The organism is Alteromonas sp. AO-Serp (genome assembly GCF_017849675.1).
GTDB classification, from domain to species: Bacteria; Pseudomonadota; Gammaproteobacteria; order Enterobacterales; family Alteromonadaceae; genus Alteromonas; species Alteromonas macleodii.
The window spans coordinates 1-12,553 of sequence record NZ_JAFLMX010000279.1 but is presented as its reverse complement, the minus strand read 5'-3'; the positions used below and the strand labels follow the sequence as shown (position 1 = coordinate 12,553).

The following is a 12,553-nucleotide window of genomic DNA, read 5'->3' as shown; positions in this document are numbered from 1 at the left end:
GGTAAGGCACTTCAGGCAATATCATTACTTTCATTTATAGTATTAGCAACAAGTAGCCTTTTATTATTTTTCTATTGAGCGATTTATGCTCAATATTCTTCATCTCTTTACACAATTAACATTCAAAAAGTAAACCTCTGATTATGCGAATTTAGGAAAAAGTTAATATTCTAAACTCGGTTTATCCTCTAAGCACGAACGAATACATTATCCGCCCGTTAATGACATGTTAAATAGTTTCAGCTATTAGGACGAATAATGAAAACAAACAATAATTACACCCTACGCTTATCTGCTTGTGCATTAGCGCTAATTCTTAACCCTTCTCACGGCATAGAGTTGTTCAACGGGAAGGTCGGTAACGAACACGTTAAGGTTAGTGTTGGAGGTTATGCCAAAGTAGATGTCAGGCATGTTGAAGGGGATATTGCTTATCAGGATTATTGGATTGGTAATTTTCCTGGCGGGGAAGCAATAGAGACGTCACACACAGGTTTCAATGTAGGAGAGTCACGCTTAAATATGGGCGTTTCTATAGGGGAGGTGAGTACTTTTATAGAGGTCGATATGTATGGCGGAGGGGGCAACGAAGCGGTAAGCAACTCTACCAACTTGCGATTACGCCACTTCTTCATCACCTATAAGAACTGGAGTGCGGGGCAAAACTGGAGCACCTTTATGCCGCTTCACGTTATTCCTGAGTCGTTAGATTTTGGTGGTCCTCATGTAGGAGAAGTGTTTGCAAGGCAAGTTCAGGTTAGATACACCTCAGGAAACTGGCAATTTGCCATCGAAAGCCCAGAGACCATTGGGGATGGTGATACCGACGCACCTGCCAATGCCGTAGGGCTTACAGGTGTAGCCGCTGACCCTGATGAGTCTACACCCGACTTTGTTGTACGATACAATTTAGATAGTCAATATGGGCAATATGCTTTCGGCTCTGTAATACGACTTGTCGATCAAGGAGGGGTTGAAGAAGTTACAGCAGCAGTAAATATCGCAGGCAAAATACCTCTTTTTACAAAAGACGATCTACGTTTTCAATTAACCGCGGGTAAGCCAGGTCGGTATGCTGCGGCCGGCATGACTGCTGATGTTGTTGAGGATCCTGCAACTCAAACATTGGAAACGGAAAGTACGCTGGCTTATACCGTAGCGTATCGCCATTTTTGGACCGAAACCCTCCGCAGCACTGTATTTTATGGAGCAGCTAAAACAGATATTTTGGGGCGCAAACGTTCGCACTGGGCGGTGAATGTTATTGATACGGTAGCGCCGCGCCTTGATGTTGGCCTAGAGTTTGGTGCTTATTCTATCAATGATGACAACATAGACAGCATTGACTCGAATTACATCCAAGCGTCAGCTAAGTTCGCGTTTTAAGATCGCTTCAATTATGTTTAGCGCCATGTTTTTGATGTAAACTGAGATTACTTCAATGTTTATCAATAAAAATAGGCGCTTCTATTGCTAAATGCCTCTTGAAAGTAGTTGACCAGTAGCTTTAGCTTTTTGTCAGGCTGACGCGAACGAGGATAAACGGCATAAATACCCATAGTCTTAGTTACGTACTCGGCAAGTAGAGGCGAAAGCGCCCCATCTTCGATATCTTCATGCACTAATGCCTTGGGAAGAAATGCTACACCCACACCTGCAATAGCGGCTTGCCTTAACGCATCCAAGTTATTTGACTGTATTCGCCCGCCAATTTGAACGTTATGAAGCTCTCCTTCAATATGAAACGGCCAGAAGTCTGGGCCAGTGCTATCGTACTTGTAAATTAAACAATTATGTTCAGTTAAGTCGTCAGGATGATTTGGGCGGCTTTTGTTTTTAAGATATGTGGGGCTTGCGCATACTATCCATTTGGAATCTATAAGGCGTTTAGCAATAAGCGAGGAGTCCTCAAGATGTGCTGTACGAATGGCGAGATCGTAACCTTCTTCAATGATATTGGTGACGCGATTGGTAATTGCAAGCTCTACATCCACCTCTTCGTGTAAATTGCAAAACTCGGCAATTGCGCGATTTAAGACCAGTTTTGCCGATACATTGGGCATAGTAATTCGGATTTTTCCACGCACTTCATCACTGTAACCACTGACGGCATCTTCTGCGTCTTGAATGGCTAAATTGGCGATTCTCGCCTTATTGTACAGTGTTCTTCCTGCATCAGTTAAATTGAGCTTTCGTGTAGAGCGGTAAAGCAATTGAACGTTCAAATCTGACTCTAATCGTGCGATACGCTTACTTACTACAGAATTAGTTAGGTTGAGTTTTTGAGCGACCTTTGAAAAAGAGCCTTCATCAACTACGTTCACAAAAAGGATAATATCGTCTGCTTTTGCCACTATTAGTCCAAAAATGGAAATAAACTTTGTCTTTAATGCATATATATCAACACGTGAGAAATTAGTACAGTCGCATACCTAAATTTTAACCCTGCATTAACATCGATTTTCTAACGTTAGAAACTCGAATAATTAACTAATTATAATAAGAGGAAAACTCATGAATGAGATAACCCTTGGATTATTAGCATTGCTACCTATAACGCTTTCAGCAGTGCTGCTATTGGGTTTACAGTGGTCTGCGAAAAGAGCAATGCCAGTTGTATTAGCAAGTACAGCACTTATGGCACTTTTAGCATGGGATATGTCGGCAGTACGGGTGGGCGCTTCAATTCTACAAGGCTTAGTGATTACAGTATCTGTTTTGTGGATTGTATTTGGTGCAATTTTTCTGCTCAACACATTGAAATATACTGGAGCAATTGATGTTATCCGCCAGGGTTTCACCAACATTTCACCTGATAGAAGAGTCCAGGCAATAATCATTGCTTGGTGCTTCGGTACTTTTATTGAAGGTGCTTCTGGTTTTGGGACGCCGGCCGCTATAGCGGCTCCTTTGCTTGTTGCCATCGGTTTTCCTGCATTGGCTGCCGTACTTATTGGTATGATGATCCAAAGCACACCCGTCTCTTTTGGCGCAGTGGGAACGCCTATAGTCATTGGTGTAAACAAAGGCTTAGACGGCCAAGCGATCAGTCAGACTTTGCAGGCTCAAGGCTGGCAATGGGAGCAGTTTATTCAACTAATCACCTCTGAAGTGGCAATTATCCACGGAATTATTGGCTCATTTATGCCAGTCTTAATGGCTGTAATACTCACTCGCTTTTTTGGCTCCAACAAGTCTTGGCGCGAAGGGTTACAAATTCTACCTTTCGCCTTATTCGCAGGCGTCAGCTTTACCATTCCTTACGTATTTACCGGCATTGTATTAGGCCCTGAATTTCCATCGTTGATTGGAGGATTGGTGAGCTTGGCAGTGGTTGTTACTGCAGCTAAAAATGGTTTCTTGATGCCTAAAACAACATGGGATTTCCCGCCGAAAGCGTCATGGGACAAAGGTTGGCTGGGTAATTTGGAAATAAAAGCAGACGACATAACGTCACAAAAGGCCATGCATTGGGTTACGGCTTGGGTCCCTTATTTAGTTGTTGCACTTTTGCTCGTTATATCCAGAGTGTTTCCAACAATAAAAGAATTTACTACGTCGCTGACACTCTCATTTGACAACATACTGGGTGAAACCGGTGTAAGTGCATCAATCAGTCCGCTATATCTTCCTGGTGGGTTGTTGTTAATAGGTGCATTGGTTGCAGTAATCATTCAAAGTAAAAAGGTATCCAAGGGAGAAGTGTTGTTTAAGGCTTTCAATGATTCCAGCAAAACGTTGCTAAGTGCTGGTTTTGTATTGATGTTCACAATTCCTATGGTTAGGCTTTTTATAAATTCAGGTGTGAATGGCGCCGACATCGTCAGTATGCCGATAGCTGGCGCGCAATTGTTCGCCAATATGTTTGGCGAAGCTTTCCCATTAATTAGCCCTACTATTGGAGCATTAGGGGCATTTATCGCAGGCTCGAATACAGTATCAAATATGATGTTCAGCCAGTTTCAGTTCGAAGCAGCACTTAGCCTCCAATTGTCACCTGCACTAATTATCGCAGCGCAAGCCGTTGGGGCGGCTGCCGGAAATATGATTGCAATACACAATGTTGTAGCTGCGTCGGCAACGGTAGGATTAATGGGGCAAGAGGGAGCTACTTTAAGAAAGACTGTTATCCCAACTATATATTACGTTGCATTTGCAGGTATTTTAGTATGGTTGGGGGTTTATGTGTTTGACGTCGGCGGTCCATTAGTCGGCACAAACTAATTTTTTAATACGCATTGCACTGTTCTAAGGAGTTATACATGCAAACAACCCCAATTATTGACGCTTTTAAACGCGTACTCGGGGAAAGCAATCTTGCCGTAGGAACGCGCCAAACTGAGCACTATCGCAAGGGGTGGCGGTCAGGCGAGGGCGAAGCATTGGCTGTACTTTTTCCACATACGCTAATGCAATATTGGGAAGTGCTAAAGGTTTGCGTTGAATATAACTGCATCATTATTATGCAGGCCGCGAAAACCGGCTTGACCGAAGGCTCAACGCCAAGTGGAAGCGACTACGATAGACCAGTGGTGGTTATAAATACGTTAGCAATGGACGATATTGTTCTGGTTAACGACGGAACGCAAGTATTGAGCTTTCCGGGAGCAACACTGTTCAAACTTGAAAAGGCACTAAAGCCACTCGGGCGTGCGCCTCACTCTGTAATTGGTTCGTCATGCCTAGGTGCGTCTATTGTCGGTGGTGTTGCAAACAACTCAGGTGGGGCACTTGTCAAAAGGGGACCTGCCTATACTGAGTTATCGCTGTTCGCTCAGGTGGATAAAAGCGGAGAGCTAAAGCTTGTTAATCACCTAGGGATACATTTAGGCGACACGCCAGAAGAAATTATCGGAAACCTTTCTTCTGGCAACTTTCCAAAATCTCTACCTGAAACCAGTATGAAAGCGTCGGCAAGTGATTATGAACACATCGTTAGAGACGTAAATGCTGATACGCCGAGCCGCTTTAATGCCGATCCAACACGGCTTTACGAAGCCAGTGGATGTGCAGGTAAAATTGCTGTGTTCGCGGTGCGTTTAGATACATTCGAAGTGCCTAATGAAGAACAAACGTTTTATATCGGTACGAATGATGCCTCTGTACTTACTCGTATTCGCAGAGACATACTGAGTCAATGTAAAAACGTTCCTGAGGTGGGTGAATATCTTCATAGAGAAATGTTCGATATTGCAGATGTTTACGGAAAAGATACCATCATAAGTATTCAGCGTTTGGGAACTGACTCGCTACCTAAAATGTTTGCACTCAAAGGGCGGGTGGATGCCGTGCTCAACAAGTTACCTCTGCTTCCTCCTTACCTAAGCGATAGATTGATGCAGTTCGGTAGTAAGTTCTTTTCTGACCAAATACCCTCGAGTATAAGAACTTACCGCGACAAGTACGAGCATCATCTAATCCTTAAAATGAGCGATGGTGGCATCGAAGAGGTTAAAACGCTTTTGGCCAAGCTGTTTAACGAAGAGAAGCTAGATGGCGACTTCATTACTTGTAATGAAGAAGAAGCGTCTAAGGCGTTTTTATTACGTTTTGCTGCAGCTGGCGCCGCGGTTCGCTATCAAACGTTACACCATAAGCAAGTAGGAGACATCTTAGCATTGGACATCGCATTGCGCCGCAACGATGATTTATGGGTAGAGAACCTGCCTGAGCACATCGCCAAACACGTTGAAAAGTCACTTTATTATGGACATTTCTTCTGCCATGTCTTCCATCAAGATTACATACTTAAAAAAGGCAGCGACGCCAAAAAAGTAAAAGCAGATATGTTGGCACTATTAGACAGTCGTGGCGCTAAGTATCCGGCTGAACACAATGTAGGCCATTTGTATGAAGCCGAAAGTAACTTGCAGAAATTTTACAAAGACTTAGATCCAACTAATACGTTTAACCCTGGTATTGGCAAAATGGAAAAGCACAAACGCAATTGTTCGTGCTGCCTATAGCTGCATGCGAAGAGAGCCTTATAGGCTCTCTAATAGCGTTCTTGCTTGAGGACGCTTAAAGAAAGGGCGTTCCACTTTTACTGCATATTCTAACTCTTTTTTCGCCTCTTCAATTCTATTGAGCTTGGCTAGCGTGTAGCCCAGATGATAGCGAATATTTGGGTCGTTGGCGTCTCTGGCGAACGCATCCCTCAGCATTTTAAGGCTGCCTTCATAGTCTCCTTGTAGCGCTTTGATGTGACCGTAGGTATCCAATATTTTTGCTGAGTTTGGTTGAAGCTCGTAGGCCTGACGTGCATAGTTTTTTGCAGTGACTAGCGATTCCTCGATATGCATGATCGCTAGGCGATTGTAAGCCTCAGCAGGGTTGAGTAAGTTTGGTTGCTCAACAAGTTCCTTGTAAAGCGCTATCGACTCATCGAACTCTTGAATGAAGAATAAGTATTGCGCCAACAGGTTTTTTGCCAGCAGATTGTTTTCATTCTCGCTCACCAGTTTTCTTGCCGTATTCAAGAATACATCGACAAACTGATCGTTCAGTGCGTAGTTGTAAATGGCAACAAAAGCCTGTGCAAAAGTAGCGTCTACGTCTAACGCTTTTTCAAACTCTTTGATAGCTTGTTCACTGTTTCCCTTATTTGCTGCCAGTCGGCCTTTCAAGAAATAATAAACCGGATTTTGTTGTTGGTTTGCGGGAATGGTTGTTAGCAATGATTGTGCTTTGTCGTTGTTTTGCATGTCGAGCAGTAGGCTCACATAACGCAACGTGACAAACGTACTTGTATTCGCTATTTCATACGCTCGGGCCATGGCGTCTAAGGCGTTTTCATCATTATCAACACTTCGAGCTTGATCAGCATATGCGATAAGCTTGCCGGCATCGTCATTGATAAAATTCCTCACAATACTTAGCGTTTTTTCTGCATCGGCACGTTGACCTGCTTCTAACTGAAGCGCTGCTTTTCGAAGGAGATAATCGGCGTTGTCGAAATCGTCTTTGATTAAGAGGTCTAAGTGATAGAGCGCATTTTTTGTGTCGCCTTGTTGTTGATACAAAGATGAAACGCGCTCTCTCGCTCCAGTATTTGAAGGCGTTAGCGTCAATATATCGAGATAAATTTGCTTAGCTTCTTCTAGATTTCCTGCTTTGCTTAAATTGAACGCTTTCAGCATCAGCGTTTCATTATGTTGGGGAGACAGAGAAAGTAACTCTTCTACTAGCAGGTTAGATTTATCGACATTTCCTAAACGGCTTTCCGTGGCTGCTAAATTGAATTTCGCAGGGAAAAGCGTCGGGTTTTGCGCTAGCGCTTTTTCTATGTTGACCTTGGCTTCTTCTAATCGGCCCTGTCTAATCAATATACCGGCTTTAAGATTGAAAACTTCTGCTTCGTTTGGAAACAAAGCGCTTAGTAAGTCAGCGCCTTTTAATGCATTCTTAAACTGCTGAGCTTGTAAATTCATCAATGAATAAGTGAAAAGAAAGCCGGCATTATCCTTGTAGGTAGATAAGTTATTTTCAAGAATCGATAGCGCTTCATCTTGTTTACCTCTGGCAGCCATTAGTTTAATCTTAAATAGCTGGAGCTTGTTTTCATTCGGGTATTTATATTCAAGATTTTGTAAAAGTCTCTCGGCTTTAAAGGCTTTGTTTTGGCGAATAAATAAGTCACCTAAAAGCAGTGCTGAGTCTGGGTCTTCCATTAACGCATCCTGATGACGTTCAAGCAGGGCAAGGGCCTGTTTATCTTGTTGAGTCGCCATGTAAACTTGGCTCAACATCAATACCGCCTGTAAGTCATCAGGCTCTTGTTGCAGATAAGCGTTAAAGTCTTTCGCGGCTGTTTCCATGTTGTTATTAAAGAAGTTTGTTAAACCACTTATGTAAAGCAACATGGGCTGTGAGGTAATAAGCTCAGGATCCAGTTGAGCCATGAAGTCGTTAAGTTCTTTTAGTTTTTCGTTATCGATAGCTTGCTGGTTGTCTCTGCTTTGTAACCAGCTATTAAGTAAAATTGCCAGCGGATCATTGGGTGTATCTTGGATTATCTCATCTACGAACAGTTTTGCCGTGTCGTAGTCTTTCGCTTCTAAATACAAATCAACAAGATTCCGTAATGCAATGGGATCGTCTCGATTAAAAGTCAGTGCTTTTTGTAAGTGTGCGGTTGCAGCGTCTGTATCACCCTGTCGGTATGCGAGTTGCCCCTTCAATCGCCATGTTATTGCATTTTCTGGTTCTAACGACATGGCTTTATTGATAAGCGAGGTCGCTTTGGATAAATCTTCATTTTGAAGAGCTATGGAGGCTAAGCCATTTATTGCAGGTACAAAATTAGGCGTGCGTGAAACAATTGTATTGTAATCACGTAGGGCACACGACTCGTCTTGCAGTCTAATACACGCAGTTGCACGTATCATCAGCCACTCGCGCTCCGCATCACCTGACAGTTTGTTTAGATCAGAGAAGTCTACAATTTCTTGGTACCTGTTCAAAAACAACCAAGTGTTGCCGAGAGGCTCTGCCAGAAGGTTGATATCTGCACCCATTTCCAACGCTTCTACAAACTCCATTTCTGCTGCAGTTAAGTAGCCATTAATAAGCAGTATTTCGCCCATTAGGATTTTTGCAGCAAGGTTTTCAGGATCTTTTTGTAAGCTGTTTTTAAGGTGGATATAGGCTTCGTCGTATTCGTTTTGATTAAACGCGGTCAGTGCTTTTTCGTAGTCTTCTGACGTAGAAGCAAAACTGTTAAAAGCGATTAATGATGAGGCAACTGCAGAGACAATAGCGCGTTGTACAACACGCTTTTTATTATTAAAAAAATCCATATATACCTTCGAAACTTAGCCTAGCCGCTGGCTTAAAAATAGCATAAAAAAAGGTGGCCTAAGCCACCTTCTAAAGATACGTGTTTTCTATGCGTTTTTAAACAATTAAACGCGGCGCTTACGTCTATAAAGAACAAGACCTAAACCCAACCCCATCAGTGCTAGGGCGCCAGGCTCACTAACTTCTGCGGTTGGTTGAGTCATTGACACACCAATGGAAGACAGTTTTAATTGTACGCTGTTAAAGTTACTCTTAGCGTTATCGTCGAAAATGGTATTGTATGCACCTATTAACCAGTATTTTGCACTACCAGTTAGCTTCGTAAATGTTGATTCGTACAAACCGTTTGAGCCTTTTGAACCTACGCCATAGTGACCTAGTGTATTCTCAACAATAGCGCTTGTAACAGTGTTCCAAGTTGAGTTGGCTCCGCTCTCAAATGCCGCAATACTATTAAGACCCGCAACAGTAACTTCTTTACTATCATTGTCGCCGACTACCCAAGTGAAGGCTGCATTTTCAAGAGTCACTGACTCGCTAAATGACAGTAAGAACATATCAAAATCTCTGCCACCGCCGTCACCGCTATTATCAACTGCGTGACTATCACCTCCCCAAGAATAATCACTATTTTTAATTCCGTAGCCAACGTGTCTATTTGCTAAAGTACAACCATTATTACCAAGCGTACAGTTCCACCAACCTTGAATATTGCCCTGGGCAAGTTTGTCGTCGGCGTGTCCTGCAGAGTTTGACCAAGCAGTGATTCCTACATCAACTGTAACGCCGTTGATCTCGATTGAGGTATTGCTGTTTTGCGCATTGGTCGTTTGTGAGTAATTAGCGCTGCCATTAGAATTGGCGAGTGTGTATTGTGCATCATACTTTGCACTGTTGAGGCTTGAATCTGTAGCGAAAACTGATGAACTAACAGCAAGTAATAGTATTGTCAGCGATGTAGAAAACTTCATATTTTGAACTACCCAAAAAGCAAAATTAGATGATTATTTCTAACGTTAAGCTTATTTCGTGCCAGTTTGTTTAAGTTTCTGATTTTTAAGTTAATGTTATAATTTGAAAAGGGGCGATATGAGAGAGGGTAAAAAAAACTGACAGATTTTCCAACCTGTCAGTGATCTAAAGTCTAATTTCTTCAAATGGATTTTTTGCGACGCCACATCACGAGAAGTGAACAAGCCATGAGTAAGCCAATGGTTCTAGGTTCAGAAACTTCTGTTGGCGTTGGCGTACCGGCAGACTCTGTTACTGAGAAGCCAACATTAGCAAGCTTAAAGGCATCATTACCTACATGGCCGCCAATATTTCCGAATACGGTGTTATAAGCGCCAACCAGCCAATATTGAGCGGACTCAGTGAAAGTAAAGTCAGCGCGGTGATCTAAATATTCACAGTTTTCAATATCAAATGAGGCTGAAGTTAAGGCGTTAGCGACAATATCGCTCCACGTGTTAACACCTGAGGTTAGTTTCGAAGTATTACTTAGTGCTGCAACAGATACTTGGCTGTCGCTGCCACTGTAAAGCCATGAAAAACTTGCGCCCGTTAATGTCACCGCAGAGTCGAAAGATAACAACACGAAGTCATAGTCACGTTCTACGTTAGTCATACCACTATAATAAGCGTTCGCGCTACCTTGAGAGTAATAGTTGATATTGTCAATAGCGTGGTCAGCGTCGCCACGATAGTATGCTTCATCATTGTTTGTTATGCCGTAAGCCCATTTATCTGAGATCTTTTCTAACTTGGCGCCAACGACTGTTTCGCCGGTAACCCCTTGTGTGTCAGAAAAGGCGGACATATTAATATTTAATCCGTCTATTTGAACAAAGGAATTATTCGTCTGATTGGTTTGTGTCACTTTGTCATCGACTAGATCGTAAGTGTATTCTCCCAACGGAGAGTTACATACATTGCTTTGTTCGTTGCTTTGGCTCGATGACCCACAGTGAGAATAACTTTGCTTTTTATAGTAGGTAGCGAATGCTGAATTAGCACTCAGGGTAGATAGCAAAGCTGTGGAAAGTAATAGTACAGTTTGCAAAGAAAACGTTTTTTGTAGCGTTCGCATAATTGCTTTCCTATATATGAAGCGCAAAGCACTTCAAGTACACGCCGAGTGATGTGTGCGCACATTATGCGAACACAAACTTGGTAGTACCTAATTTCAACATGGACTTGTATGATATATGAACGGTGAGCTATTTAAGGTATGTAACCGTATACCTAGTTATTAGTTGTTTGTTTAATCGTGAGCATACGCGGCCTGAATAAATAGAAGCCAAGCGCCGGCATTGTGGTAGGAGTACGTGTAATCAATGCAAAGTTAATAACGTTTTGCAACGGCGTTATGTAAAGGAACGAGGCAGTCTTTTTACTTTGCTATGCGTTCCTGCATATCTATGAAATAATTAGTGCAATTGTATATGTAGAAGTATGAGGACATATGTCTGATCAAAAACGTAAAGGGATATACTTACTTCCCAACTTATTAACAACAGCAGGGTTGTTTTCGGGTTTCTTTGCTGTGGTTTCGTCAATGAACGGCAGGTTCGAAGCCGCGGCAGTGGCTATCTTTGTTGCTATGATTTTTGATGGCTTAGATGGGCGTGTGGCAAGAATGACGAACACGCAAAGCGACTTTGGTGCTGAGTATGACTCAATGGCAGATATGGTTTCATTTGGAATGGCACCTGCACTTGTTGCTTATAATTGGGGGTTAACTGAGCTGGGCAAGTTAGGCTGGTTAGCGGCCTTTATATATGTAGCGGGGGCAGCTCTTCGTTTAGCTCGCTTCAATACGCAAGTTGGTATTGCCGATAAGCGTTTCTTCCAAGGTCTCGCAAGTCCGGCTGCTGCGGCTGTTGTCTCTGGTCTTGTATGGGTTGGAGTTGAGTATGATGCTGTTGGTACCGACTATGGTTTAATAGTTGCTGCAGTGACCGGTTTAGCTGGTTTACTAATGGTTAGCAACTTTAAATATAATTCCTTTAAAGAAGTAAACTGGCATGGAAAGGTGCCTTTTGTAGGCCTTCTTTTAGTTCTTCTGATATTCGTTGTTGTGGCAACAGAACCCGCTTTAGTATTGTTCCTTGTTTTTGCACTATATGCGTTAGCTGGACCTATCAATACGTTTCGTACCGTTGAGAAAGTAACGTTAGACGATGTAGTGGGCGACCATGAAGAAGATGCAGACTTCAATGCCGATAAAAAGAAAAGCAATGAAAGTGTAGACAATAAGCAGGAATGATTACGTAGCAATAATCAGATGTCTTCGCTAAATAATAAAGAGGATATGCCTTTTTGAACTGATAGAATAAGGATATACAAGCGTAAACGCATGCTTAATGTACTAATAGATTAAAAAGCGACCGAACGGTCGCTTTTTTTATATTTATTTAAAAAAGGGTGTTGACGATGCTACAGGAATGCGTAGAATGCGCCCTCCTCAACAGGGAACAGCAAAACGCTAACAACTGATGAGGATGTTAAAAACCAAGTTTAAAAATAAATAAACAAAAGTTGTTGACAAAAAAAAGATGCGCTGTAAGATACGCATCCGCTTCGGGAGAGGCAGCTAGCAAAAGCTAGTAACGTTCTTTAAAAATTTAGACAAGACAATCTGTGTGGGCACTCGTTAAGAGTGTCACAACGACGATTCATATTTCGATATATTTAATTGAAGAGTTTGATCATGGCTCAGATTGAACGCTGGCGGCAGGCCTAACACATGCAA

At 42.5% G+C, this 12,553-nt stretch carries 8 protein-coding genes; 4 read left to right on the top strand and 4 right to left on the bottom strand.

What is annotated here, in order from left to right; all coding sequences use genetic code 11:
- Nucleotides 1-258: 258 nt before the first annotated feature.
- The gene (locus QVA83_RS18340; RefSeq protein WP_287498790.1) at nucleotides 259-1,386 is read left to right on the top strand and encodes a DcaP family trimeric outer membrane transporter; all 1,128 of its coding nucleotides are present in this window, start codon (nucleotides 259-261) and stop codon (nucleotides 1,384-1,386) included.
- A 62-nt stretch (nucleotides 1,387-1,448) separates the two neighbouring features.
- Here QVA83_RS18340 and QVA83_RS18335 read toward each other — a convergent pair whose 3' ends face one another.
- The gene (locus tag QVA83_RS18335; RefSeq protein WP_061486134.1) at nucleotides 1,449-2,354 is read right to left on the bottom strand and encodes a LysR family transcriptional regulator; all 906 of its coding nucleotides are present in this window, start codon (nucleotides 2,352-2,354) and stop codon (nucleotides 1,449-1,451) included.
- A 160-nt stretch (nucleotides 2,355-2,514) separates the two neighbouring features.
- On the opposite strand from QVA83_RS18335, the gene QVA83_RS18330 reads away from it, so the two are divergent.
- Together QVA83_RS18330 and dld are read left to right on the top strand one after the other, a co-directional pair.
- The gene (locus QVA83_RS18330; RefSeq protein WP_061486133.1) at nucleotides 2,515-4,224 is read left to right on the top strand and encodes an L-lactate permease; all 1,710 of its coding nucleotides are present in this window, start codon (nucleotides 2,515-2,517) and stop codon (nucleotides 4,222-4,224) included.
- Nucleotides 4,225-4,262: 38 nt separating this feature from the next.
- Nucleotides 4,263-5,966: a D-lactate dehydrogenase gene (dld, locus tag QVA83_RS18325; protein WP_061486132.1), complete on the top strand. Its 1,704-nt coding sequence runs from the start codon at nucleotides 4,263-4,265 to the stop codon at nucleotides 5,964-5,966.
- Nucleotides 5,967-5,984: 18 nt separating this feature from the next.
- Here the strand turns inward: dld and prsT are convergent, their stop codons facing one another.
- The 3 genes from prsT to xdp1 (QVA83_RS18310) form a co-directional block, all read right to left on the bottom strand.
- Nucleotides 5,985-8,798: an XrtA/PEP-CTERM system TPR-repeat protein PrsT gene (gene prsT, locus QVA83_RS18320; protein ID WP_061486131.1), complete on the bottom strand. Its 2,814-nt coding sequence runs from the start codon at nucleotides 8,796-8,798 to the stop codon at nucleotides 5,985-5,987.
- A gap of 105 nt (nucleotides 8,799-8,903) precedes the next feature.
- Nucleotides 8,904-9,770 carry an exosortase-dependent surface protein XDP1 gene (xdp1, locus tag QVA83_RS18315; RefSeq protein ID WP_014979757.1) on the bottom strand — a complete coding sequence of 289 codons (867 nt, stop codon included), beginning with the start codon at nucleotides 9,768-9,770 and terminating at the stop codon, nucleotides 8,904-8,906.
- Between the two features lie 182 nt (nucleotides 9,771-9,952).
- On the bottom strand, nucleotides 9,953-10,888 hold the full coding sequence (gene xdp1, locus QVA83_RS18310) for an exosortase-dependent surface protein XDP1 (protein ID WP_061486130.1): 936 nt from the start codon (nucleotides 10,886-10,888) through the stop codon (nucleotides 9,953-9,955).
- Nucleotides 10,889-11,263: 375 nt separating this feature from the next.
- Here xdp1 (QVA83_RS18310) and pssA point away from each other — a divergent pair, with 375 nt between their 5' ends.
- Nucleotides 11,264-12,067, top strand: coding sequence for a CDP-diacylglycerol--serine O-phosphatidyltransferase (pssA, locus tag QVA83_RS18305; RefSeq protein ID WP_014950059.1), 804 nt, complete (start codon nucleotides 11,264-11,266; stop codon nucleotides 12,065-12,067).
- Nucleotides 12,068-12,553 lie beyond the last annotated feature (486 nt).

Coding starts and splice junctions, on each gene's coding strand:
- prsT (WP_061486131.1), bottom strand. CDS start 8,798: ATGGATTTTTTTAATAATAAAAAGCGTGTTGTACAACGCGCTATTGTC.
- xdp1 (WP_061486130.1), bottom strand. CDS start 10,888: ATGCGAACGCTACAAAAAACGTTTTCTTTGCAAACTGTACTATTACTT.
- QVA83_RS18340 (WP_287498790.1), top strand. CDS start 259: ATGAAAACAAACAATAATTACACCCTACGCTTATCTGCTTGTGCATTA.
- QVA83_RS18330 (WP_061486133.1), top strand. CDS start 2,515: ATGAATGAGATAACCCTTGGATTATTAGCATTGCTACCTATAACGCTT.
- dld (WP_061486132.1), top strand. CDS start 4,263: ATGCAAACAACCCCAATTATTGACGCTTTTAAACGCGTACTCGGGGAA.
- pssA (WP_014950059.1), top strand. CDS start 11,264: ATGTCTGATCAAAAACGTAAAGGGATATACTTACTTCCCAACTTATTA.
- xdp1 (WP_014979757.1), bottom strand. CDS start 9,770: ATGAAGTTTTCTACATCGCTGACAATACTATTACTTGCTGTTAGTTCA.